The 24178-nt window shown below is 70.5% G+C and carries 21 protein-coding genes; 3 read left to right on the top strand and 18 right to left on the bottom strand.

Going from position 1 to position 24178, the window contains the following annotated elements:
• From KBI5_RS05515 to KBI5_RS05505, 3 genes are all read right to left on the bottom strand, one after another.
• The coding region (locus KBI5_RS05515; RefSeq protein ID WP_133056960.1) for a hypothetical protein at nt 1-304 on the bottom strand (304 nt) is incomplete at its 3' end.
• A 341-nt stretch (nt 305-645) separates the two neighbouring features.
• Nucleotides 646-1983 (bottom strand): ATP-dependent 6-phosphofructokinase, encoded by a 1338-nt coding sequence (locus KBI5_RS05510; protein ID WP_011437230.1) that lies wholly within the window; start codon nt 1981-1983, stop codon nt 646-648.
• A 512-nt stretch (nt 1984-2495) separates the two neighbouring features.
• Nucleotides 2496-2876, bottom strand: coding sequence for a hypothetical protein (locus tag KBI5_RS05505; RefSeq protein WP_011437231.1), 381 nt, complete (start codon nt 2874-2876; stop codon nt 2496-2498).
• Nucleotides 2877-3272: 396 nt separating this feature from the next.
• On the opposite strand from KBI5_RS05505, the gene KBI5_RS05500 reads away from it, so the two are divergent.
• Complete coding sequence (locus tag KBI5_RS05500) at nt 3273-7862, top strand: AAA domain-containing protein (RefSeq protein WP_085014483.1); 4590 nt, start codon at nt 3273-3275, stop codon at nt 7860-7862.
• 1 nt (nt 7863) lies between these two features.
• Here KBI5_RS05500 and KBI5_RS05495 read toward each other — a convergent pair whose 3' ends face one another.
• The 15 genes from KBI5_RS05495 to KBI5_RS05425 form a co-directional block, all read right to left on the bottom strand.
• On the bottom strand, nt 7864-9141 hold the full coding sequence (locus KBI5_RS05495; protein ID WP_011437233.1) for a hypothetical protein: 1278 nt from the start codon (nt 9139-9141) through the stop codon (nt 7864-7866).
• 607 nt (nt 9142-9748) lie between these two features.
• Nucleotides 9749-10066 carry an antibiotic biosynthesis monooxygenase gene (locus KBI5_RS05490; protein ID WP_085014485.1) on the bottom strand — a complete coding sequence of 106 codons (318 nt, stop codon included), beginning with the start codon at nt 10064-10066 and terminating at the stop codon, nt 9749-9751.
• A 29-nt stretch (nt 10067-10095) separates the two neighbouring features.
• Entirely contained in the window at nt 10096-10437 is a 342-nt protein-coding gene (locus KBI5_RS05485) for an antibiotic biosynthesis monooxygenase family protein (protein ID WP_085014482.1), read from the bottom strand.
• Nucleotides 10437-11174 carry a 3-oxoacyl-ACP reductase family protein gene (locus tag KBI5_RS05480; protein WP_011437236.1) on the bottom strand — a complete coding sequence of 246 codons (738 nt, stop codon included), beginning with the start codon at nt 11172-11174 and terminating at the stop codon, nt 10437-10439. The genes KBI5_RS05485 and KBI5_RS05480 overlap by 1 nt, the downstream gene beginning before the upstream one ends.
• Nucleotides 11175-11300: 126 nt before the next feature.
• The gene (locus tag KBI5_RS05475; RefSeq protein WP_255353869.1) at nt 11301-12590 is read right to left on the bottom strand and encodes a beta-ketoacyl synthase N-terminal-like domain-containing protein; all 1290 of its coding nucleotides are present in this window, start codon (nt 12588-12590) and stop codon (nt 11301-11303) included.
• A gap of 8 nt (nt 12591-12598) precedes the next feature.
• Complete coding sequence (locus KBI5_RS05470; RefSeq protein WP_023840771.1) at nt 12599-13900, bottom strand: beta-ketoacyl-[acyl-carrier-protein] synthase family protein; 1302 nt, start codon at nt 13898-13900, stop codon at nt 12599-12601.
• Nucleotides 13897-14322: a cupin domain-containing protein gene (locus KBI5_RS05465; RefSeq protein WP_082456678.1), complete on the bottom strand. Its 426-nt coding sequence runs from the start codon at nt 14320-14322 to the stop codon at nt 13897-13899. Before KBI5_RS05465 ends, KBI5_RS05470 begins: the two co-directional genes overlap by 4 nt.
• A 59-nt stretch (nt 14323-14381) precedes the next feature.
• On the bottom strand, nt 14382-14870 hold the full coding sequence (locus tag KBI5_RS05460) for an SRPBCC family protein (protein WP_011437240.1): 489 nt from the start codon (nt 14868-14870) through the stop codon (nt 14382-14384).
• 51 nt (nt 14871-14921) lie between these two features.
• Nucleotides 14922-15179: an acyl carrier protein gene (locus tag KBI5_RS05455; RefSeq protein WP_011437241.1), complete on the bottom strand. Its 258-nt coding sequence runs from the start codon at nt 15177-15179 to the stop codon at nt 14922-14924.
• A gap of 180 nt (nt 15180-15359) precedes the next feature.
• Nucleotides 15360-15668: a TcmI family type II polyketide cyclase gene (locus KBI5_RS27600; RefSeq protein WP_049761097.1), complete on the bottom strand. Its 309-nt coding sequence runs from the start codon at nt 15666-15668 to the stop codon at nt 15360-15362.
• A gap of 685 nt (nt 15669-16353) precedes the next feature.
• Nucleotides 16354-17349 (bottom strand): LuxR C-terminal-related transcriptional regulator, encoded by a 996-nt coding sequence (locus tag KBI5_RS05445; protein ID WP_085014481.1) that lies wholly within the window; start codon nt 17347-17349, stop codon nt 16354-16356.
• Between the two features lie 155 nt (nt 17350-17504).
• Nucleotides 17505-18125, bottom strand: a complete 621-nt coding sequence (locus KBI5_RS05440) for an ATP/GTP-binding protein (RefSeq protein ID WP_085014480.1) — start codon at nt 18123-18125, stop codon at nt 17505-17507.
• Nucleotides 18106-18477, bottom strand: coding sequence for a DUF742 domain-containing protein (locus tag KBI5_RS05435; protein WP_085014479.1), 372 nt, complete (start codon nt 18475-18477; stop codon nt 18106-18108). The genes KBI5_RS05440 and KBI5_RS05435 overlap by 20 nt, the downstream gene beginning before the upstream one ends.
• 108 nt (nt 18478-18585) lie before the next feature.
• Nucleotides 18586-19005 carry a roadblock/LC7 domain-containing protein gene (locus KBI5_RS05430; protein WP_011437246.1) on the bottom strand — a complete coding sequence of 140 codons (420 nt, stop codon included), beginning with the start codon at nt 19003-19005 and terminating at the stop codon, nt 18586-18588.
• Entirely contained in the window at nt 19005-22028 is a 3024-nt protein-coding gene (locus KBI5_RS05425) for a nitrate- and nitrite sensing domain-containing protein (RefSeq protein ID WP_085014478.1), read from the bottom strand. Before KBI5_RS05425 ends, KBI5_RS05430 begins: the two co-directional genes overlap by 1 nt.
• A gap of 1019 nt (nt 22029-23047) precedes the next feature.
• On the opposite strand from KBI5_RS05425, the gene KBI5_RS05420 reads away from it, so the two are divergent.
• Both KBI5_RS05420 and KBI5_RS27285 read left to right on the top strand, forming a co-directional pair.
• Nucleotides 23048-23821 (top strand): enoyl-CoA hydratase-related protein, encoded by a 774-nt coding sequence (locus KBI5_RS05420; RefSeq protein WP_011437248.1) that lies wholly within the window; start codon nt 23048-23050, stop codon nt 23819-23821.
• Nucleotides 23822-23947: 126 nt separating this feature from the next.
• The coding region (locus KBI5_RS27285) for a hypothetical protein (protein WP_085014484.1) at nt 23948-24178 on the top strand (231 nt) is incomplete at its 3' end.

The following is a 24178-nucleotide window of genomic DNA, read 5'->3' as shown; positions in this document are numbered from 1 at the left end:
CGATGGCTTCCCGTTGGTGCCGATACAGCGTCAGCGACCGCCCGCCGGGATCGCCGGAATCCCTCTTGACCCGGAAGAATCTGCCGCAGTCGGGGTGCAGCAGACCTGTGCCGACCAGTTCGTCGACCGTGCCGCCGGAGGCGAACGCAGGGTTGAGCGAGATCCACGGGTCAGGCCAGCGGACCTTCGCCGCCCGCTCCCGCTCGAGATAATCTTTGATCTTCTCGTCGCGAACCTCGACGAGGGAGTCGGTGAAGGCCGCATAGTCCTCGATCAGGCTCCGATGAGTCTCGAAGACCTCCACGTACTCCCTGCCCTCCTACCCACCAGGTCCGAACAGTGTCCGGCCAGCACATCCAGGTCGGGCGCGGCGGGCCGGGTGCGTCTGTCGTCGTACCCTACGGTGATCGGCGCCCGTCGTCCGGCATGACGGACCGGCTTCTGCTTCTGGTGGATCCGCCGCCTGACCCGGCCCGACCTGATCGCGGCACACCGTGGGCTGTTCCGGTGGGTGTCTGTCCAGAGGCCCCGAGCCCGATTCGTCCTTGTGGACACGCACGGCCACACCGGGAATCTTGCCTATCCAGAGGCTTCGACGTCCCTTTTATCCCTCTGGAAAGGCAAGAGAGGGGGCTGGCTACTCGGCTATTCGAAGCGGGGGGGCTGGCCGGTCGCTTCGAGGACGGACATCCACAGATCGCCGGCCGGGTCGACCTGGTTGCGCTGGCTGATCGCGAGCGGGATCGGGATGTGGATGAACCGCCGCCGCCAGCGGCCGACGACCATCTCCGTGCGGCCGGACATCGCGGCGTGCACGGCCGCGTGGGCGAGCCGGATCGTGTAGACGCTGTCGTACGGGTTCGCCGGCACGCTGCGGATCACGTAGCTGGGATCGATGTACTTCAGGTTGAGCTCGATGCCCTCGGCGTCGAAGTACTCCTTGATCCGGCGGGAGAGCTCCGGGCCGATGTCGTGCAGCTTGCGGTTCCCGGACGCGTCGGTGCTCTCCGGCTGGCCGACGACAAGCTCCTGGCCGGCACCCTCGGCGACGACGACGACGGCGTGGCCGCGCTCGGCCACCCGGCGACGCACGTAGTTCAGCAGACCGCCGTCGCCCTCCAGCTTGAACGGCAACTCCGGGATGAGCACCACGTCCGCGTTACTCTTCGCCAGCGTCGCGTAGCAGGCGATGAATCCCGAGTGGCGGCCCATGAGCCGGACCACGCCGAGCCCGCCGGGCGCGGACGTCGCCTCGGCGTGCGCGACCCGGATGGACTCCGCGGCCTTGCCGAAGGCCGTCTGGAAGCCGAAGCTCTGGTCGATGTAGGGGATGTCATTGTCGATCGTCTTCGGGATGCCGACCACGGCGATCTTCTCCCCGCGCGTCTCGGCCTCCCGGGCGATCTGCCCGGCCCCGCGCAGGGTGCCGTCACCGCCGATGACGAACAGGATGTTGATGTTCATCCGGGAGAGGCAGTCGACGATCTCGGCGGGATCCTGCTGGCCGCGGGAACTGCCGAGGATCGTCCCGCCGTCCTCGTCGATGTTGGCGACGCTCTCCGGGGTGAGATCGACGACGTCGTGGCCGTAGCGGGCGATGAAGCCCTGGTACCCGTTGCGGAATCCGAAGATCCGCCGAACCCGGTAGTGCGAGGTCAGCTCCAGCACCAGACCGCGGATCACGTTGTTCAACCCGGGACAGAGCCCACCGCAGGTGACGATGCCCACCCGGGTCTTCGACGGGTCGAAGTAGATCTTCCGGCGCGGCCCGGCCGGCTCGAATCCGGGCAGGTCATCGAGCGCGACACCACGCGAGGAGATCATCAGGGCGGTGTCGTCGTAGAGGACCTTGTCCGACTCATCGATGTAATGCTGCGTCGTCGGCCGCTCCCCCAGCAGCGGCAGGAGCGGGGAGTCAATCCGGCAGACCCCCAGGGTCTTGACCGCCAGATCGGCATTATCCACCAGTATTGGTGCACCCACCGTTACCCGGCCCTCACGTCTCGATCGGCGCTACATCAGTCTCGGTGACTTCGCTTCATACTTACCTGGACCAGAGGAGCACGGACACCCCCGATCATCCTAGGTTTCTCCACCCCGAGAGTACCGACCCAAACCACCCACCACGACCCCGTCGACGGGATAACCCGCAACCTGCGGACGGAAACAATGGCTTCATAGGCGCGAAACCGGCGTAACAACCTGCCAACCCCGTCCCGACCTGTCCCGGGCGGACACCTCCGGGCGATGCGGGCAGGCGATGCGGGCAGACCGTCCGAGCCGGATAACCCAGGCCAGACCAGGCCAGGCCAGACCAGATCCGGATCCGGAAGCCCCGCGACGTCGGCGGCCGCGAAGTCCGGTAGACGGTCAGCTCATGCAGTGACCACCATCGCGCGGCGGCCGAATTTGGGGGAGCCCGTCACGGTCCAGGGACCGCAAACTGTGCTCAGGTCCCCCAGATTCGCCGGCCGGCAGCCGGCAGGTCACCGCGCTCAGGACAACCCGGCCCGGTGCGCGCGCCGCCAGAAGGCTCCCCCACCGAGCAACAGCACCGCCAGTACGGCAAGGACGCTGATCTGCCCACCGGTATAGGAAAGCGAGTTCCCGCGGCCCCCCGTCCCGGTCCTGTCCGGGGCGGGGGGCCGAGGCGCACCCGTGCCGGCGGACGCTCCGGGGTCTCCATCACCACCACGGCCGTGGTCCCCATCACCAGCACGGAGCGAGACCTGGTCCGGCGCCTCGTCGATGGAACGCGAGCTTTCCGCCACGGAACGCGACGGGCCGTCCGCGGGGCGCGAAGCCGCGACCGGAACCGCGGCCAGCACAAGCAGCATGCTCGTGAGCACGGCGGCACCGCCGGAACGCAATCCCATGGTGGTTCTCCCCCAGCAGCCCGACTTGGCGCAGCCCGACCGGACGACGTCGGACCAGACGACGTCGGACGGTACCGATGGTCACTATGCGTGTCCAGGAGACGACAGGATCGACACGCCGACAGTTCACCACCCCACGTGCGTCCCCGGTAGTGGATCAGGCGTCGGCCGCCTCGTCCGGCGTAGGTGCGGCCACGGACGGAACCGCGCCGCGCGTCCCCGGGCGGCGGTCCGGGCGGCGGTCCGGGCGGCGGTCCGAGCGGCGGTCCGAGCGGGACAGGCCGGAAGCCGGCGATTGTGTCGGAGACAGGTCGTAAGGTCGATCAGGCGAAGGCGCGGGCGGCAGGTGGCGTCGCGCCGCCGCGCCCTGACCCAGCCCGCCAGCCGAGGAGCCCGATGTCCGCTCGTGATCAGGTCCGTGGCCGGTCGCTTCGGCTCCTGGACTACCTGGCCGCGCTCGCCGCCGAACGGCGCGGTGCCCCCCGTCGCCAGCTCGCCGAGTACGTCCCCGCTCCGCTCCTTCCGGCTGACGTCCCGTCCCATCCGGGGGTCCGGCTCGGCCCGACAACGCAGCGGGAGAGCTGGCTGGAGGTCGCCCGGGTACCCCAGCCGGCCGCGCCGAGCTGGCCACCCCCGCTCGACCGCTACCTGGCCGGGACGGTGGTGAGCCCGGACGCCCCACCCACCATCCCCGCCCATCTCCTGGACGCGGAGGCCGTCGAGCAGACCGGGGAGCGCGAGCCTCCCGGTGTCCCGGGCGAGGAGCGGGACGCTCCGCCGGGCGCCGTCGCACTGCTCGACGCCTGGGTGCGTCAGGTGTGGCGGCCGTGGGCGCCCGAGGCACGCGCCGCCCGCGACGCGCGCGCCCTCTACCAGCGCCTGTTCGACCTGCGCCTGCGGCTGCAGCGCGAGGCCGCGACCGTGGAGCTGGCCTGGGGGCACTCGGTGCTGTGCTGGCGGGTCGGCGACGCGACGATCATCCATCCGCTGCTCGTCACCCGCATGGTGCTGACGGTCGATCCGGACTCCGGGGTCATCCGGCTGCATCCCGACGGTCCGGTGAGCCTGGAGACCGAGCCCCTGCACGGCCTCGGCCTCCCCGGTCTGGACGAGATGTCGGCCCTGCGCGACCGGCTGCGGACGGCGCCGGCCGATCCGTGGGACGCCCCGGCCCAGGCCGAGCTGCACCGCCAGATCCTCGCGCCGCTCGGGCTGGACGCCCGCGCGACCACCGGTCCGGTGCCCCCGCCGGGGCCGAGCCCCGTCCTGGTCGACACCTGGGCGGTGTACGTGCGGCCGCGGCCGGCCCTGCAGGCGCAGTTCTACGCGGAGCTGCGGACCGCCCTCGCCGAACGGGACCTGCTCCCCGAGGCCATCGCCGCCGTGGTCGCCGACGACAGGCTCGTCGCCGCCGCGCTCGGCGGGGACGATCGGGCCGACGGCACCCTCCCCGAGGGTGCCCACGCCGATCGAGGCCGTGGCCGGCGCGGTCACGACGGCTCCCCCGCGGGGCTCGGTGAACGCCTGCTGATGCCGCTGCCGACGAACGCCGACCAGGAGCGGATCGCCCGGCAGCTCGCGGGCGCCCGCGGAGTCACCGTGCAAGGGCCGCCCGGCACCGGTAAGAGCCACACCATCGCGAACATGATCTGCCACCTCGTGGCGCATGGGCAGCGGGTGCTCGTCACCGCGCAGGACGAACAGGCCCTCGCGGTGCTGCGCGACAAGATCCCGCGGGAGCTGCGCGACCTGACCGTCGCCGTGCTCGGGTCGAGCCGGGCCGACCTCGACGAACTGCGCGCCGCCATCGTGGAGATCTCCGGGGCGGTCAGCGAGGTCGACCCGGCGCGGGAGACCGCGGCCGTGAAGGCCCTCGCCGAGGAGCTGGACGCCGCCCGCGCCACCGCCCGCGCCCTCGAACTGCGGATGATCGACCTGCTGGCCGGCGAGGCGCGGGAGTTCGAGCTGCCGCACGGGCGGGAACGCGCGCCGGAGGTGGCGAGCTGGCTGGCCGAGCGCGCGGAGGAGCTCGGGTTCGTTCCCGACCGGCTCGACCCCACCCGCGCGCTTCCGCTCGGCCCGGCCGAGCTCGCCGAGCTCTACCGGACCGCGCGCGAGATCACCCCCGCCGACGCCCGGGCCGCCGCGGGCAATCTGCCGGGCGACCTGCCGGACGGCGCGTCGCTGCCGGGCGCGGTCGCCCTCGGCCGGCTGCACGACGAACTCGACGAGATCCGCGCCGGGCTCGCCGACCTCGAACAGGCCGGCCTGTCCGTCGACGCGCTCGACGCGCTCGACGTCGACGGTGCCGACGGTGCCGACGGCGTCCGTGCCCTGGTCGAGGACACCCGGGCCGCCGCCGACCGGCTGCGCCGGCTGTCGGTCGGCTGGCTCACCACCGCCCGGGCGCAGTGCGCGGCGTCGGGTGAGCAGGCCAGGTTCTGGGCCGACCAGGCCACGGCCCTCGCCGCCGAGGTCGCCGAGCTGCGCCGTCTGACCACCCTCACCTTCGGCCGTTCCATCGAGCTGCCCGCCGGTGACCCGCGGGTCCAGCTGAGGCTGCTCGCCGACCTGCGGGGCCGCTTCGCCGCCGGCCGGGGGATCCCCCGCCTCGGCGGACGGGAGCTGCGGGACCTGCACGACGCGGTGCGCGTCGATGGGCTGGCCGCGCGCACGGGGGAGGACGTGGCAATCGTCGAGGCAGAGGTGCGCCGCCGTCAGACGCTGGCAGCCGCCGCCGCCCGTCAGGCCGCGATCGCCGCCGCCCTCGGCGGTGAGGCCATCGAGCCCGCGGCACCCGACGTCCTCACCCGGCTCGACGCGGTCGCCGGCGGCCTCGCCGACGCCGTCGACTGGGAACGCCGGGCGGCACCGGAGCTGTCCGCCCGGCTGCGCGCTGTCTTCCCCGCCGGCCATCCCGCCGGCCATCCCACCGGCCATCCCGTCACGACGACGCCTTCCGACCCGGACACGCTTTCCCACCTCGCCGGCCTGCTTGCCACGGCGACCGGCCGACGGCGCGAGAAGGAGATCGCCGGCGCGCTCGCCGAGGTAGAACGGGCGCTCGCCGAGGGAGGCCGTAGCCCGCGGGCCGGCCGGGTGTGGGCCGACCTGCACGAGGCGCTGACCAGGCGGGACCTGGCGACATGGACGGCGCTGCTCGACGAGAGCGCCCGGCTGGCGGCGCTGCGCCCCGGCGTGGAACGCCGGGACCGGCTGGCGGCCCGGCTGCGCGCGGTCGCGCCGCTGTGGACCGACGCCATCCTCACCGGACAGGGTGACCCGTCGAGCTGCGGCGAGGCGGTGCGGGCCAGCGAGGCGTGGCGCTGGCGCCAGGCCCAGACCTGGCTCGACGACCTGCACTCCGACGGCGACCTCACCACGCTCGGCCGTCAGCTCGCCGACGCCTCGCGGCACGTGCGCGCCCTGGTGCTGGAGACTGCGCGTCGCTCCGCCCGGCTGGGCCTGGCGATCCGGCTCGGCGACTCCCAGCGCCGGGCGCTGACCGGCTGGGTACAGGCACTCGACCGGATCGGGAAGGGCACCGGGAAGTACGCCCCGCGGTGGCGCGCCGAGGCCCGGGCCCACATGCGGGCGGCGATGGGCGCCGTGCCGGTGTGGATCATGCCGACGCACCGGGTGATGGAGAGCTTCGACCCGGGCGCCGACGACCTGTTCGACGTGGTCATCGTGGACGAGTCCAGCCAGTGCGACCTGCTGGCCCTCGGCGTGCTGAGCCTGGCCCGCAAGGCTGTCGTCGTCGGCGACGACGCCCAGACGAGTCCGGAGGCCGTCGGCATCGAACGGGCCAAGGTTCATGCCCTGATCGACGCGCACCTGCCCGACGTCGCCCAGCGTTCGCTGCTCGACGTGGAGGCGAGTCTCTACGACACCGCGGCCCGGGTCTTCCCGCGCACCATCGTGCTCAAGGAGCACTTCCGCTGCCTGCCCGACATCATCGGCTTCTCCAACCGCTTCTACGACCAGCAGATCCTGCCGTTGCGGGAGGATCCGGAGCTCGCCCTCGGCGCGCCGCTGCGACCCGTCCGGGTCCCCCGGGGCGCCCGGTCGCAGACCCGCTTCGGCGACGCGAACCCAGCGGAGGCGCAGGCCCTCGTCGAGCGGGTCCTCGCCTGCTGCGCCGACCCGGCCTACGACGGGATGAGCATGGGCGTGGTCACCCTGCTCGGCGCCGGCCAGCCCCGCCTCATCGAACACACCCTAGTCGAACGGCTCGGGGAGCGCGAGTTCTCCCGCCGCGACCTGCGGGTCGGCGACCCGTACCAGTTCCAGGGCGACGAACGGGACGTCATCTTCATCTCCGTCGTCGCGGACGACAACCGCTCGGCCGCCACCCGCCGCCGCGACCAGCAACGAGTCAACGTGGCCGCGAGCCGCGCCCGCAACCAGATGTGGGTGTTCCACAGCGTCGACCCGGCCACGCTGCGCGACGACGATGTGCGGCGCCAGCTGATCGAGTACATGTACGCCGGGCAGACCGGACGGCTCGACGCGGATCTGGCCGATCGCTGCGAGAGCGAGTTCGAACGGGCCGTCCTGCGCGAGCTCCTCGCCCGCGGCTACCGGGTGCGCCCCCAGCATCCGGTCGGGCGCTACCGGATCGACCTGGTCGTCGAAGGGGTCGCCACCACGCGAGCCACCGCCGAGCAAGCCGTCACCGAAGGAGCCACCGCCGGGGGTGTGGGGCGCCGCGGCCCCCGCCTCGCGGTCGAATGCGACGGTGACCGTTTCCACGGGCCCGACCAGTGGGAGGCGGATCTGCGCCGCCAGCGGATCCTGGAACGGCTCGGCTGGACGTTCTTCCGGATCCGCGGCTCGGAGTTCTACCGGCATCCTCGGCCGACCCTGGAGGCGCTGGTGCGACGTCTCGACCAGCTCGGCATCCACCCGGTGYCGGTGCCGGTGCCGGTGCCAGCACCAGCACCAGCACCAGCACCAGCCGGCTCGCCGACGGAAGGGCCCTGATCTATCCGTTGGCGGCCCGGGGTTTGGGGCCGGTGGCGCGCATGTTCACCAGTCTGCCGAGCAGGTCGAACCAGAAGGGGGCGCCGGCGGTGAGCGCGAAGCAGGCGATCGCGATGCCGGCGATTTTCAGGAGCCACCCCTCGACGGAGTCGGGAACCTCCCGTGGGTCGTCGCGGCCCGCGGAGTTGTGGACCCAGCCGATCGGGAAGGCGAGCCCCGAGGCCTCGCGCACCGTCTTGATCACCTGTTCCGTGGCGTCCCCCACCATGGGCTGGTCGGAGGTGAGGCGGGTGCCGGAGGCGGGATCCCCGGCGAAACTCCCGGCGGAGCTCCCGGCCGCCTCGCCGGATGAGCCCACCTCGGCCTGGGCCGCGGTCACGGCCGCCTGCCGCACGGTGCCGTCCTGCCAGAACGCCCGTGCGAGCCCGATCGCGTCGAGGTTGAACAGGACGGACAGCAGGACCGCGTAGCCGAGCAGGAAGACGGCGATGCGCCGCTTGTACCACCCGGACAGGCGATCCATCGCGTCGTCGTACCACCGGGCCAGCTCGATGACGACCTTCTCGCGGTCCCCGCCGGCCTGGACTATCGCTGTGGTCATCGCGGTCTTCGCCGGGGAGGGGGGCATCGCGGCGAGCCCGTCCTCCATCGTTCCCACGGCTCCGGCCCTGGTGGCGGCGACGAGCGCGGCGGCCACGACCCGCCCGGTGGGGTGATCCACAGGCATCGCGTCGTACAGGGCCTGGGCGGACCTCTCCCCGAGGGCATGCCGGGCACCGTCGTAGGCCCGCCGGTACGCGGCCCTGGCCTCGTCGGGGACGTGGTCAGGCAGGGTGTCCGGGCGGAGCTGGGACAGCAGGGCCCGGGCGGGCGGGTCGACCCGGTCCAGCAGCGCCCGAGCGAAGGCGGTGGACGGCAGGTAGGACGGCAACCGCAGTGTGTGCGCGCGGCGCACCGAGGCCCAGGTACCGGAAACCGGCGGATGGTCGTCCATGGCCGGCAGGGAGGTGTCGCGGCCAGTGGCACGCATGGCCCGAAGCGGCCCGTCTAACAGTTCGGCGACGAGGTCCGTCCGATCCGCGGGCGGGTCCGCCCCCGGATCGGACGGTTCGGCGGGCCGGTCACCGCCGAGCAGCCGTCGCAGCTCGGCCTCCAGCTGGCGCCCCCGGTAGCGGAACAGAGCGAGCACGGCCTCGTTGATCCGGGAGACTGCGAGGCTGAACGCGGCAAAGAGCAACGCGAGCCCGATCAGGACATCAAGAGCGGATGAGTCCGGCATAACCCCCCCGATTCCGAGCCCGGGGCACCCGCGCCACCGCCTTCACGGCCGAGGAGTACGCCCCGGGACTGTCCTGGGCAGACCGCGCATTTCTACACCTCGGCGCAGAACCGGCACTCAGCGGCATCATCGGACACCTGGTCGAAGCGGGCGAAGATGGACACCAGACGACCGGGCCGCCCCGCTTCGAACAGCGGGCCATGCTGGCAGGCCTGACCGGCCGGAGAGACCTGAGCCCGTCGGAGGAGCCGGTGGGGGCGATCCAGGAGATCTTGGCAGCCGGCGCCGCCGAACTAGAGGGTGTCGTCGCGAAACGACCCCGCCCTGTCAAAGAGGGCGGGGTCAAACGATCGTAGCGACGCTCCGATAGGATGATCGCCTTGGCGTCGAGAGACTGGATGGTGGATGGGCCGGCGGGATGACTCGTCCACGCCCACCATGATATCCGTAGATCATCCGGAAGACGTTCTTCGTGCTCCACGTGCGTCAGCCCCACCGCCCGTTCGGGCGGTGGGGCTGCCCCCGGCACAGCCGCGGCGGCGATCGGTCCCCGGCCACTGGAGCCCGGCTACCTGTCCCCGGGTAGCGGAGCCGGAGGACCCGCTGATCAGTCCGGGGGATCGTCGCCGAAGGGCCCGTCCGGGCCGTACGCGGCGACCTCGATGTCGATCATTGGAGGGCGCTGCGGATCCTGCAGGGGACGCAGCGGTGAGGTCGTCCCGCGGTGGTCCGCCCCCTGTTCCCACACGTTGAACTCGGCCATACTCGCCCAGACGCTGACCACCGCGAACCGGGACGGGTCCGCCGCCGACCGGCGCAGCGTGTTACCGAGCAGGCCAGGCGTGCCGACCAGCTTGGAGCTGATCTCGTGGTAAGCCCGCTCCACCGCGCCGGGATCGTCGGGCGGGTCGACCGCCCACAGCATGACCCGAACCTTCGCCGGACCGGCCACGGTCAGCTTCCCGCCGGAACGGTCAGGGAGGCCGCGCCGGCCAACTGGGCGACGACGGTACCGGTGACCATCGAGGCACTGGCGCGCAGCGGGTGCAGCGCCTTGCGGTGCACCAGGTGACGCTCGCTGTGCTCGAACTCGCGAAACTGCTCCTCGTCAACCCAGTCACTGACGATGTAGTACGTGCTCGGCTCCTCCTCCGAGCGGATCAGCCACTGCCCGAGGTTCGMCGGGTGCGAGGTGACCGCGTCGCCGATCCGCAGCCAGGTCTGCTCGAACTCGGCCTCCCGACCGGGGTGGATCCGCATTGTCAGCATGATCCGAAAAGGCGGGGTCGAGGTCATCAGATGCCTCCGTCCACGGCAAAGGTGGCGCCGTTGACGTAGGACGACACGTCGCTGGCCAGGAACAGGACGACCGCGGCGACCTCCTCGGCCGTCCCGATGCGTCCCAGCGGGATGCGGTTGGTGTAGGCCGCCTTGACGGCCGGGTCGATGCCCTCGGCATGGTGGGTCTCGATGACTCCCGGGGAGACCAGGTTCACCCGGATGCCGCGGACACCGAGCTCCTTGGACAGCGAGCGGGTCAGTCCGATCAGGCCGGTCTTCGCCGCGGTGTAGTGGGCCCGCAGCGGCAGACCGACCACCCCGGAGCCGGATCCGATATTGATCACCGAACCGGAGTCCCCCAGCAACGACAACGCGCCCTGCGTGACGAGGTGAGTGGCGGTGAGGTTGGTGGTCAGCACCTGCGTCCACTCGTCCAGGGGCAGCTGCGCGTAGGGGATGTGGCTGATCGTGCCGACGTTGTTCACGACGATGTCGAGGCCGCCCAGGTGGGTGCCGGTGGCCTCGACGAGCTCGGTGATCTGGCCCGGATCGGCGACGTCGGCCTGGACGAGCAGATGGTCGCCGCCGGTGTCCTTGAGCTCGCGGCGCAGGCTCTCGGCCTCCTCGGTCTGGCGCTGGTGGCCGGCAACGACCGTCGCTCCGGCTCGGGCGAGGCCGAGCACCACGGCCCGTCCGATGCCGCGGGTACCGCCGGTAACCAGGGCGCGTCGCCCGGCCAGGTCTGGGAACATCGCTGACTGTCTCCTGTGTCAAGGTGTCGGCTGGTGAGGTTCGGCTGGTGAGGTTCGGCTGGTGAGGTTCGGCTGGTGAGCGGGGGCAGGCGATACGGGCAGGCGATACGGGTGGGTACGTCCTCCTCAGCAAGGACCGACGGCGCGAACCACGAGGCTGCTGTTGAAACCGCCGTAGCCGCGGGCGTTCACCAGCGCCACCCGCACGGGTACACGCCGGGGCGTGCGCACGAGGTCGAGCCCATGGGCCGGATCGGGGGTGTCGAGGTTGCCCACCGCCGGGATGACCCCGTCCCGGATGGACAGCAACGCCGCGGCTACCGTCAACGCCGAGCCGCCGGCGAGGAGCCGGCCGACGAAGCCCTGCGGCGCCGTCACCGGGACCGTCCGGGCCCCGAAGACCGTGCGGATCGCCGCCGCCTCCTGGGCGTCGAGGTCCGGTGAACCAGCGCCGTCCGCGAAGACGACATCGACGTCGTCCGGGGTGAGGCTGGCGTCGCGCAGGGCCCGGCGCATCGCGGTGGCGAGCCAGCGCGCGTCCGGGGCGGGGCGTTCGTGGTGGGCGGCGTCGTGCGTCGCGGCGTAGCCGGCGATCTCGCCGTAGACGTGCGGGGCTCCCCGGGCGGCGGCGGCGGCCGGATCCTCGAGCACGAGCGTCGCGCCACCCTCACCGGGCAGGTAACCGTTCGCCCGAACGTCGAACGGCTTGTAGCCGTCCGCCGCGACGGTCGCGGTGCTGACCCGGCCACCGGACAGATGGCCGGCAATCGCATAAGGCGTCAGGCTCGCCTCGGCCCCCCCGGCGAGCACCGTCGGCGTGCCGCGGCGGATAATCCGCCGGGCCTGGGCCAGGCTGTCGATTCCGCCGGCACCGTCACTGACCAGGACCCCCGACGGCCCCTTCAGACCATACCGGATCGAGGTCTGCCCGGTCGTCGCCGCGTAGAACCAGGCGATCGACTGATAGACGCTCACCGCGGTGCGGCCCCGGGTCCACAGCCGTCCCAGCTCGCGCTGCCCGATGTCGACACCGCCCGACCCGCTGCCGAACACCACCGAGGTCGCATACGGATCGTGCGCGGCGGGGTCGTAGCGCGCATCGGTCATGGCGAGGCGCGACGCGGCCATCCCGAACCAGGTCCACCGATCGGTCTGGACGATGTACCGCTTGTCGACGTAATCCTCGACCGCGAAACCGGCGACCTCGCCGGCAAGGGTGGCGTCGTACCAGGTGGTGTCGAACCGGCTGATCGGCGCGATCTTCAGCTCGCCGCGCAGAGTTGATGCCCAGTACTCCTCCGTCCCGATGCCGCTGGGCGCGAGGACGCCGAGACCGGTGACGACCGGCCGGACCGGGGCCTGCGGCGAACCGTCCCGGTACGCGGGTCCCGCGGCCGTCGCGACGGAGGCCTCCACGGCGGCGTTCATCGCGTCGGGGCGGCGAGGACGATCGCCGACTGGAAGCCACCGAAACCGCTGCCGACCGACAGGGCCACGTCGACAGTGTGGTCCCGGGCGATGTTCGGGACGTAGTCGAGATCGCACTCGGGGTCGCGGGTGGTCCAGTTGGCGGTGGGGGGGATGACGTCGTTCTCGATCGCCAGGGCGCAGGCGGCGATCTCGATCGACCCGATCGCGCCCAGCGAGTGCCCGATCATCGACTTGATCGAGCTGACCGGGATGTCATACGCCCGCTGTCCCAGCGAACGCTTGAAGGCGGCCGTCTCGTGCCGATCGTTCTGCTTGGTGCCCGATCCGTGCGCGTTGATGTAGTCGATGTCGTCGGCCCCGACCCGCGCCGCGTCCATCGCGACCCGGATCGCCTCGGCCATCTCGACCCCGTCGGGGCGCAGTCCGGTCATGTGGAACGCGTTCGAGCGCGAGGCGTACCCACCCACCTCGCAGTAGATGTGCGCACCGCGCGACCGGGCGGCGGTGAGCTCCTCCAGGATGAGTACGGCGCAGCCCTCCCCCATCACGAAGCCGTCCCGGCTGGCGTCGAAGGGACGGGAGGCGTGTTCGGGGTCGTCGTTGCGGGCTGTCGTCGCGCGGATCGCGTCGAAGGACGCCATCGAGATCGGGGAGATCGGCGCGTCGGAGGCACCGGCGATGACGATGTCGGCCTCGCCGTCGACGATGAGCTGATGGCCGTAGCCGACCGCGTCGATGCCCGAGGTGCAGCCGGTGGAGACCACGAAGGCTGGGCCGTGCGCGCCGAACCGGCAGGCCAGTTCGGTGGCCAGGCAGCTCGGCACCATCGCGTGGTAGAGGAACGAGCTGGCGTACCGGGGATCAACCTCCCAGTCCCGCCCGCTGTCGGAGACCTCGACGTACTCGTTCTCCAGGCGGGTGGTCGCGCCCACCGCGCTGCCGATGCTGACGCCAACGATCGGGCCGTCCCCGGAACCGTCCCCGCCGTCCCCGGAACCGTCCCCGCCGCCCCGCAGGTCCAGGCCGCTGTCCTCCACCGCCTCCAACGCCGCGGCCAAGGCGAACTGCGCGAACCGGTCGTTACGCGCGATCTCCCGGGCGGTCAGGCCGGCCGCCGCCGGGTCGAAGTCGCACTCGGCGGCCACCTGGGAACGGAACTGGGTCGGGTCGAAGAACGACAGTCGCCGCGTCGCGGTACGGCCGTCGGTTAGCAGGGTCCAGAACTCCTTGCGGTTGACCCCACCGGGGGCGACCACCCCGATCCCGGTGACCGCCGTCCGTCTTGGTCCGCTCACTGTCCGGACCCGTGGGGCAGGGAGTCGACGGTGGGCGCCGACGGGGCGACCGGGACGTGCGGGGCATCCGGGTCGAGCGGTACCTCGGTGTCGACATGACCGAGGTCGGGCCGGGGTGCCAGCGGGCTGAGGTGAAAGACGAGGAAGGCGGTCTCCTCACCGGTGTTGACGACGCGGTGGCGCATCCCGATCGGGATGCACACCCCGTGGTCGGCCGGCAGGTCCTGGTACTGACCGTCCAGTCGGGCGGTCACAATGCCGCGCACGCAGTAGAGGAACTCCTCCGAGTAGGGATGCAGGTGTTCGGTCACCACCTCACCCGGCTGGAGGGTCAAGGTGCCGAAAAAGCCCGAGGTCGAGCCCACGGTCGCCGGTGAAAGCAGCGTGCGGACGTCACCGCCGCGCCGACGGTTTGGGGTCATGTCGTGAATGCAGAGAACCTTCGGAATCGCTGTCACGGAAGTCACCGGTCTCGTTCTCCTCAGACTTGTTCCGGCAGCGCGATGGAGACCGGGGGCAGCTCGGCGGCGGCCCGCTCGACCTTCTCCCGGATCACCGACATCTCGCGGGCGGTGTTGGCGTTGATGCGGTTGGTCATCTGCTCGTCGTTCACCGGCGCCGACGGGCGCATATGGAAGTCCTGCACCCAGCGCATGCGGGTGCCGGTGCCCTCCGGCGTGTAGCTCCAGTGGATGTGCATGTACTCGAACGGACCGGTCTCGACGCGGTACGCGCGCACCTGCCGGGTGGCCGGGTCGAGCGTCCGCTCGGACACCCAACTCCACGCCGTCCCGTTCTCGTCGGGATGCATGGTCAGGCGAAACTTGAAGGTGTTCTCATGGTGCTCAAGAATCTCTACCGAGGCGTATTCGGTAAAGAGGTCAGGCCAGGACTTCAGATCGTTGGTGATGGTCCAGACGGTTTCAATGTCGGCATCGATGAAAATCGAGTTGTCAGTGTGCCCGCTCACGTCGGCTCCGGTCGGCCTGGAAGGTATGGGGCGTGGGAACTAACGGCGGATTCAGACCGTCTCGCGCTGGCCGAGAGCCGTGTTCACCGTGGCCAGGATCTCGGCGAGGGTCCAGCTCTCCGGCAGCTCGGCCGGGAGGTCCACCCCGAAGGTCCCGGCCACCTCCGCCGAGAGCTGGAGGTAGGCGAGCGAGTCGAGGCCGATGTCGATGAAGGTCACATCCAGGTCCGTCGGCCGCTCGTCCGAGGGCAGACCGGCCTGCTCGACCAGGAAGTCGAGCAGGGCATCGGCCGACCATTGCCGGGGCATGTCGTACTCCCTTTTTCATTTTCGGGTTTCGGGGTTCACATGAAAAACTGGGCGTACCGGTGGGCGGGATCTAGGACGCGGTCGCTGATGACCGGTCGCGRCCGCAGCCGGCGGGCCCGGTGCTCTGGCGGTGTACAGGAGCCCGGCCGTGTATCAGGAGCCCGGTGGCGCACCGGGGGCTCAGCCGGCCGTCCACGAGTAGAAACTCTGTGCCATCGCGTCCCCGGGGGTGCGCCAGGTCTCCGGGTCGTAGGCGGAGACGTATTTCCCGAGCTTTTTGCTCACGTCGACGAACAGCGGATGCTCATGGACGTTCTCGACGGTGTTCCTGACGTTAGTCGGAGCCTCGATAAGATGAAAGTAAAGGCCATGGAAGTGAAACAGGTCACGCCTGGTCACACCCACGATTCCGGGTAGTTCTCCGGCATCGGACTCGGCGAAGGTCGCCGCGATGGCGGGAGCGTCGGCAGGGTTCATCCTGGCCACGATGAGAGTCCGGTGTGACTGACCTCCGGACGGCGTGGCGGGGTTCTGCGGACCGGTGACTGAGGGACCGGTGACTGAGGGCACAAGAATCTCCTCGACATGTTCTTGGGAAGCGCGTGTTTGACCCCAGGCAAGCACGGGTACCGTGTGCATGGCAAGCACGGGTACCGTGTGCATGGGCAGTCAGGCGGACCGGCCATGACGGACCGGCCCCGGCACCTTGCGACGCGTTACAGGTGGCAGGGGAATCCGCCGACGAGCATGGAGCCGGCCGGGAGTGACCGGTGCGCGACCACCGCTTCCCACCCGACAGYCCTTCTGAAGCAGCCAGCCTTTCTAAAGCAGTCGGCTTCTTTGACTCATCGAGAGCATGGGGCCACGCGGCGCGGCTGTCCTGGATTTCCCCTGGCAGCAAGTTGCCCTGGCAGTCAAATGCCAACCAGTGCACACGGAGAGCACAACGCGGCTACAACCATCGCGAGCGGGCTTCCCGGTGCCTGGGGGTGGTCGACACGCCACCGGAGGAGAACCGGGATCTCGATCTCGTGGGAACCACGTCGTCCGCGCTCGGCCTCGGCCTGGTCGGGTATGGTGCTACCCAGAGCCGGCTACATCCAGAGCCGGCTACATCCAGAGCCGGCTAYATCCAGAGCCGGCTACTCAGAACCAGCCGCTCAGAACCAGCCGCTCAGAACCAGCCGCGTTGCGCGGYGAGGCTACCCGCCTGGAATCGGCTACGGGCGTTCAACCGTGCCATCAGATCGGCGATCATGCGGCGCACGGTGCGGACGGAGACGCCCAGATGGCGCGCGGCCGCCTCGTCCTTCATGCCGAGGCTGAGCAGACGCAGCAGCAGCCGTTCGGTGTCGTTCGGCGCGTCGTCACCGTCCCCGGGAGCGGCCATCGCCTCGCCGCTCAGCGGTTCGGCGGCCTCCCAGACCTGTTCGAACAGGGTGAGCAGCAGGGCGGTCAGCTCCGGGGTGCGCACGAGCAGGGTCTGGCCGGTCGCGAACCCCCGGCCCAGTCGGACCAGGCCGATCCGCCCGTCGACCGCGGTGGCGTCCAGCCGGGGATCGTCGATCATTCGGGCGTCCAGGCCATGCGCCGCCACGGTCCGCACATAACCGGCGCCGAGCTCGTCCAGGCGCACCGACCGGGGCAGGACGCTGCGCATCACCACACCACGCCGCAACGCACGCAGTTCGACCGGCATCACCTCGCGAGTCAGGGTCGAGGACCACTCGCGCCGGGTATGCAGCGCGAGCACCTCCCGCTCGGCTCGCCCGACGATCGCGAGCAGCTCCGCACGGGCCTGGTCGGCACTGTCTATCCGCCTTACCTCGGCGGTGTCCCCGCCGGGACGGCTCTCCAGGTAGTCCGAGACGAAGGAGCTGATCTGTGCCCGGGCCAGGAGCAGCCGCTCATGGCGACGGATCAGCTGCTCGTGCTGCGCCTGGAGCAGGTGGTCGAGCCCGGCTTCGGGATGCACCGCGACGTAGTGACCGGCCCGTTCGCGCGAGGGCAGCAGCAGACCCAGCTCGACCAGACGATCACGCGCCCGCCCCGCGGCGACCAGCGGCTCGCCGAGCATCTCCGCCACCTCGGGCACGCTCAGGACCTCGTGGCACAGCCACAGCCGATAGGCGGCCAGGGTGACCTCATCGATACCGAAAAGATCGAGCACCTTCCCCTTCCTCGGAGCAGGATCGGGACGTGGCCGACGGACGCCGACCGGACCAGCCGTGCCCACCGGACCAGCCGTGCCCACCGGACCAGCCGTGCCCACCGGACCAGCCGTGCCCACCGGACCAGCCGTGCCCACCGGACCGACGCGGCCGCTCACCCCGACCGCTGGGGCAGGYCCGGCCGGGACTCCGCGGACACCACGTCGAGGGCGTGGCGGACCAGCGACACCAGGGACTGCCGGACCGACTCCCGCTGCCGGGCGTCGCAGAACACCACCGGACGGCGCGGATCGAGGTCCAACGCCGCCCGGACGTCCTCCACCCGGTACTCCCGCGCACCGTCGAACCGGTTCAGCGCGATGAGGAACGGGATGTCGCGCTCCTCGAAGTAGTCGATGGCCGGAAAGGAGTCGGCCAGCCGCCGCGTGTCCACCAGGACCACCGCGCCGATCGCGCCGAGGACGAGCTCATCCCACATGAACCAGAACCGGTCCTGGCCCGGGGTGCCGAAAAGGTAGAGAATAATGCTGTCGAGAAGCGTGATCCGACCGAAGTCCATCGCGACCGTGGTCGTCGTCTTCGAACCGACCGCGCTGGTGTCGTCGATCCCTATGCTTGCGGCCGTCATCGCGGCCTCCGTGGTGAGGGGCTGAATCTCGCTCACCGAACCGACGAACGTCGTCTTTCCGACTCCGAACCCGCCGGCGATGATGATTTTTACCGGATGCGGCGGCGCCGTTTCCGGCGACCCCGTTCTAGAGGGCCTGTAGTCCATCGAGCACCTTTTCGATGAGGGCAATGGAAGGGCGGTCGGAGGGTCGGGCCGGTCGGGTCACGGTCACCAGGCCGGCGTCGAGCATGTCGCCGACGAGGACCCGCGCGACCCCGACCGGAAGATTCAGCCGAGCGGAGATCTCCACGATCGACTGCACGCGTTGGCAGAGCAACGCGATGGCGCGCTGCTCATGCTCCAGCGTCCGCATCATCAGCCGGCCGTTGGGCGTGGTGGTCACCAACRCGACCAGCTCCAACGTCTGGTTCGTCGGCCGTGTCCGGCCCCCGGTGACAGCGTAGGGGCGGACGACCGGACCAGCCTCTTCGTCGAACCATTCATCATCGCGCGACATACCGGTCCTCCTGCCTTGAGAATTCTGCTGTCATCCGGTCGGTGATGGCAGGGGGTGACCGGCTGACCCACCAACCGATCGGACCCCCACCCGATCGCCGGGCCGATGTCAGAGTGGCAGCGCGGACTGCATCTGAGCCCGGAGTTCCGGGGTGAGAAACTCGCCGACCCGGGTCACCAGCAGCGCCATCTCGTAGGCGATGAGACCGATGTCCGCGCCGGGGCTGCTGAGAATGGCCAGGCACGATCCATCCCCGACCGCGGTGACGAACAGGAATCCCTCGTCCATCTCGACAATGGTCTGCCGGACGTTTCCACCCCCGAAGAAACGACCCGCGCCGCGCGCCAGGCTGTTGAATCCGGAGGCCACCGCGGCCAGTTGGTCGGCGGTCGCCCGGTCCATCCCGTACGAGGTGGCGAGCAACAACCCGTCAGAGGAAAGCGCAATCACATAGGTGACTTCGGGCACCTTCTTGACGAGGTTGTTGAGCAACCAGCTCATGTTCTCGGACGGCCCCAGCGGACGCATCAGGTCACCTTTCCTACATCGTCACCGTCGTTCGAAACCTGGCCGTCCGCCAGACCACGACCAAAGTTGTTCTGGAAGGACGACATCATGTTGCGGATCTCTTCCGGGCTCCGTTGCGCGGCGAGTATTCCGGAACGCTCCTCGGGAGTGTCCCGACGAAGCTGTGGCGCGAGACTGGCCCGCCGGGTGCGCTTGGGCAGGCCCACCTCGGTGAAATCGACGGGCAGCTGGCCGTCCGCGCCGGGCCCGGCCGGGTCAGCGGGCTCGTCCGAACGGGCCGAAGGCGCCGGGCGTCCGAGGGGGACGACCGTCTGGCCCATGGCGGGGGTGTCCTCGCGCTGGAATCCCTCGGAGCGTCCCACCGGCCGGCCCAGCGGTGAGGTGAACGGATCGGTTCGGGTGGCCTCCCGCGGGTCGGCGGAGCCGGGCTCACCACCGCGCGACCGCTCCCTGGCCATGGGGCTGTCACCGAACAGCGAGGTGACACGGCTGCCGGGTCCGCCGTCGCCGCCATACTCGGAGCCGGGCGCACCGTCGTGGCCACCCGGACCGGGGACGTCCCGTCCGTCCTGGAAGGGGCCATCCCGGAAGGGCTCCTCCCGGAAGGGTTCATCCCGGAAAGATGTGTCCTGTCCCGGACGGGCCGGCGGACCGCCGGGGTCGTCCGACCCGGGCGTCTGGGGATGGTCCGGGACGGCGGGGTGGGGCTGGTCCCCCACGGCCCTGCGGCCGCCACGCGAACGGCGCGACGGCAGCGGCGGGGGGTCACCGAAGTCGCGGGAGCCGGGCTTCCCGCCCGACCCGCCGTCCGGGTCGGAGCGCGGGGTCGAGGGACGCGGCGGAGCGTCCGAAGGCCTGCCGTTGGAACGGTGCCGCGGGCGGTCGGCGACGAACCAGCTCGATCGCACCGTGGCGAAGACCGGCAGATCGTCGATGAGCGTCTCGTCCTGACCGTGCGCAGCCGCGGCCGCGTCCTCGGAGCGCGCGGGGGGACCGGCGAGGTTGCCGTCCGCGTCCACCAGCGACCCACGGAACCGGTCCTCGTCGATGGCCGGGCCGTCGAGAGCCGGAACCCGCGTCATGGGGAGCGGCGGGGCGATCTGCGCGGGCTCCGGCCGGGCCTCCCCGTCGGTGTCGACCTGCCGCAGCAGCGTGGTCGGCACCAGGACGATCGCCATCGTGCCGCCGTACGGCGAGGACCGCAGCTTCACCGAGATGGAATGCCGCTCGGCGAGCCGACCGACGACGAACAGGCCGAGACGCTCGCTGGTCGACAGGTCGAAGGGAGGCGGGTTGGCCAGCCGCTCGTTCACGGCGTCGAACTCCTCCGGACTCATGCCCAGCCCGCGGTCCTCGATCTCGATCACGAAGCCGTTCGACACCTCGTGCCCGGAGACATGCACCGGCGTGTGGGGCGGAGAGAAGGAGGTGGCGTTCTCGATCAGCTCGGCGAGCATGTGGATGACGTCACCGACGGCGTGACCGCTGATGGCCCCTCCGTCGATCGACATCACCTGCACCCGGGTGTAGTCCTCCACCTCGGCGACGGCGCCACGGACGACGTCCTTGACCGGGACGGGCCGGCGCCAACCACGGGCCGGCTTGGAGCCGGACAGCACGATGAGGTCCTCGGCGTGCCGGCGCATGCGGGTGGCGAGGTGGTCGAGACGGAAGAGCTCCTCCAGCTCGTCCGGGTCGGTCTCCTTGCGCTCCAGGGCGTCGATCACCTTGAGCTGGCGGTGAATGAGTGCCTGGCTGCGGCGGGCGAGGTTGAGGAACGTGTCCCCGATGCTCTTGCGCATCGCGGCCTGCTCCACCGCGGTCCGCACGGCCACCGCGTGCACGGTGCCAAACGCCTCGGCGAGCTGACCGATCTCGTCCTTGCTCCGGACCTCGACCGGGAATTCCTCCTCGGCCACGTCCACCGGCGACCCGCGGTGCAGACGGTCGACGACCCCGGGCAGCCGCTCGTTCGCGACTTCGAGGGCGCCGCGGCGCAGTCGGCGTAGGTCCCGGATCATCGGGCTCGCCACCAGGAGAGAAATCACCACCGACACCACGAGCACCAGCGCCACGCCGATACCGCTGAGGAGCGCGTCGCGGGTGGCCGAACTGGCGATCTTCGCGCTGGTCGTTGCGAGGTCGGCCGCGATCCGGCGTTCGACCTGCCGCATCGCATTGATCTTCGCGTCGGAGGCCTCCAGCCAGATCTGCGGGGTAACGGTCAGCGGCTGGCCGTTCTGCACGGCGTTGACCGTGCCGTCACGCAATGTCGCGGCGGCCGAGATCGTCCGGCCGACCGTCACGTTGTAGAACTCCTGCTCGTCCGCCGTGGCCGTGGTGCGGAACTGGGCCAGCCAGGCGTCCTCCGCCCCGCTCCTGGTCTGGATCTCCCGCAGCGTGGCCGCATCCGTCTGCTGGAGGAGGATCACGCGGACGACGGCGCCGCGCTGGTGGGCGACCTGTTCCTTGGCCTGCGCGATACTCACCAGTGTGGTGGCACCGTTGACCAGCGAGGTGTTGCGGCTTCCGGCCGCCACCTGGGCGTTGAGGGCGAGGAGATCGTCCACGGCACCCGAGTAGAAAGCAATGTTCTGGTCCACCTGCGCCTGGTGCGCGTCGATCGCCTTGCGCTGCGCAGAGAGCTTGCCGAGGCGTTCCGAGATCGACGCKAGCGTGGTCGCCAGGGTGTCACGACCCGCCGCGGGCAGCGCCGCCTCACCGGCCCGATAGACGGCCAGGGCCTTGTCCACCGGGCCGCGGGCGGCGAGCGCCGCCTGCTCCTGAGCGACGGCCATGTAGTTGGAACCGACATAGGAGTTCGTGGCGTACCGCTCGACCTGCAGGGCCTGGACCAGCTCGTTGCTTTTGATCGAGAAGTCGGCGAGTGCCTTGATGCGGTTGGCGACCCGCACGTTGTCGACGTTCCCCCGCACCTGTATCGCGCTCAGTACCGCGAGCGCAGCCAGGGGGACGACGAGAATCRCCACTAGCTTCGAGCGGATGGGCCAATTCTGGAGCATCCGGTCCTCTCGTCCGGCACCCGGGAGTCGAGTGCCTCGTGTGCGGGGGTGAGTAGTCGAGTTCCATCGGGACATGTCACCGGAAGACCACAGACGACAACACCGGGCCAGCGCATTGGAGTAGGCGGTCCGGACATCGGGTGAATGTTCCGGGGGCGCGGACAACTGTAGCGGGTGAAGAACTAGCCCGACTGGGGGCACCCGCCTTCAACGCAAAAGGATGGCGAGGTAGCACCGGGTGACGAACATTCGCGGGCGCGCAACGCGCAACCAGAACCCGCCCCGAATTACATGAGCGCAGCCCGGACCAAACAACGACGATGCGCATGAACTAGCACTGACGGGCAGCAGTCGACGCCAACCGGCGCAGATCCTCCGCGGCCACGAAGGCTCCGATCARCCGGTCGCACCGCGCTCGACAACGCAAACACATCACATGTTGGCATGTTGCTGGAAGCACATCGCACGATCCGAGGCCACACAGATCACACCCTCGCAGCCCACCCGACCCCCGCCCGGGCCGCAGCTCCCACCTCTTGCCAGATCATGAAGAGTGGTTCCATTGTGGACATTGCAGACGTTGTAGACATTGCAGACACCTGGCGACGGGAACTGGGTCACTCCGCCCCAGCAGTCACCCCCGTCGACGATTGCCGATCAGGCGTCGACGATTGCCGATCAGGCGTCGACGATTGCCGATCAGGCCCTACCCGGTCCGCCGAAGCTTCAATCACTCCACAACAACTCCACGACAGACCTCCCCATCAACTCCCGTCCAATGAGCTGCTGCTGAACTGCTGAACTGCTGCGCTAATCRCCGAGCGAGGCCCCGGCTGGCGGAAGCGGCGGAGGTCACGGAAGCGGCGGAGGTGGCACAACTACTTTCACCCGAGGCCAGCCGGTGGCACTGTGCCCCTGAGCACGGTTGACGCCCCCGGGCACGGTTGACGCCCCCGGGCACGGCCGGGTCGGGAGCACGGCCGGGCCAGGGAACCCGACGGACCGGTGAGGAGACACGGATGAGCAGCCAGATCGAGAGCGAACCCGGCCAGGGCGCGCTGACGGTACGGATCAACCGCCCGGAGAAACGCAACGCCCTCACCCAGGCGATGTACCTCGCCCTCGCGGAGGCGTTCGACAAGGCCGAGACCGACCCGGAGATCCGGGTCATCCGGCTGACCGGCAGCGGCGGATCCTTCACCGCCGGCAACGATCTGGTCGACTTTCTGGCCGCCGACGCCCTCCGGGCGGAGGGTCCGACGCTGACCTTCATCCGGACGCTGGCCCGCAGCACGAAACTTCTCGTCGCCGAGGTCGACGGGCCCGCGATGGGCATCGGGACCACGCTGCTGCTGCACTGCGACCTGGTCTACGCGACCGAGCGCAGCACCCTCGGGATGCCGTTCGTCAATCTGGGGGTGATCCCCGAGTTCGGGTCGACCCTCCTGCTACCCCGCCGGGTCGGACCAGCCATCGCTGCCCGCCTCGTCTACTTCGGCGAGTCCCTCGGAGCGGCCGAGGCCGCCCGACTGGGGGTGGTGACCGAGGTACTTCCCGACGCCGAAGCGCTACGCGCCCGGGTCGACGACCGGGTGGCGGCGCTGCTGGCTCAGCCGCCGCAGGCGCTCGCGGCAGCTCGCGCCCTGCTGCACGACGGCGGGACACCGGAGGTGTTGGCGCGCATCGACGTCGAAAGCTCGATCTTCACCGAGCGCCTCGTCAGCGACGAGGCGAGATCCGCGATGACCGCCAGGCTGCCGGGCCGCCACGGCACGTCGGCAGCCGAGGGTTGACCGACCACCCGAGGGCTGACCGACGTCGGTGTCCGCCCGCTCGATGCCGTCCGTGCGATCCGGGAGGACCATCCCCGCAACGGCGACGAGGGCGACCGGTTCGCCCCGTCCGGGCGGGGCATACCGGTGTCTGTGACCCATTCCCTGCCGCACCAACGCGACCGGGGTAGTGCCCTCGGGCACCGGCCTTGGTGGCGCCGCGCCTTCTCCTGCGGCTCCTCCGGTCCGGGGGGGTTCCCCCCGGCTCACAGCGCATTCGGGCTACGCCGCGTCCTCGCCGCGTTCGGCCTGGTGTTCTGCGGGGTCTTCGCCGGTTTCTTCGCCGTCCGGGGGCAGACAGCCGGCGCCGCCTTCCTC

It is taken from the genome of Frankia sp. KB5 (assembly GCF_002099325.1).
Lineage (GTDB): Bacteria > Actinomycetota > Actinomycetes > Frankiales > Frankiaceae > Frankia > Frankia casuarinae.
The sequence above is the reverse complement of the archived record's forward strand: the minus strand, read 5'-3'. Positions and strand labels throughout refer to the sequence as shown.

Excerpts from the sequence above, each read along its gene's own strand:
- KBI5_RS05505 (WP_011437231.1), bottom strand. The coding sequence starts at position 2,876 with ATGGGATTGCGTTCCGGCGGTGCCGCCGTGCTCACGAGCATGCTGCTT.
- KBI5_RS05495 (WP_011437233.1), bottom strand. The coding sequence starts at position 9,141 with ATGCCGGACTCATCCGCTCTTGATGTCCTGATCGGGCTCGCGTTGCTC.
- KBI5_RS05490 (WP_085014485.1), bottom strand. The coding sequence starts at position 10,066 with ATGCTGTGGGCGGTCGACCCGCCCGACGATCCCGGCGCGGTGGAGCGG.
- KBI5_RS05480 (WP_011437236.1), bottom strand. The coding sequence starts at position 11,174 with ATGTTCCCAGACCTGGCCGGGCGACGCGCCCTGGTTACCGGCGGTACC.
- KBI5_RS05465 (WP_082456678.1), bottom strand. The coding sequence starts at position 14,322 with ATGACCCCAAACCGTCGGCGCGGCGGTGACGTCCGCACGCTGCTTTCA.
- KBI5_RS05455 (WP_011437241.1), bottom strand. The coding sequence starts at position 15,179 with ATGCCCCGGCAATGGTCGGCCGATGCCCTGCTCGACTTCCTGGTCGAG.
- KBI5_RS05430 (WP_011437246.1), bottom strand. The coding sequence starts at position 19,005 with ATGCGTCCGCTGGGGCCGTCCGAGAACATGAGCTGGTTGCTCAACAAC.
- KBI5_RS05420 (WP_011437248.1), top strand. The coding sequence starts at position 23,048 with ATGAGCAGCCAGATCGAGAGCGAACCCGGCCAGGGCGCGCTGACGGTA.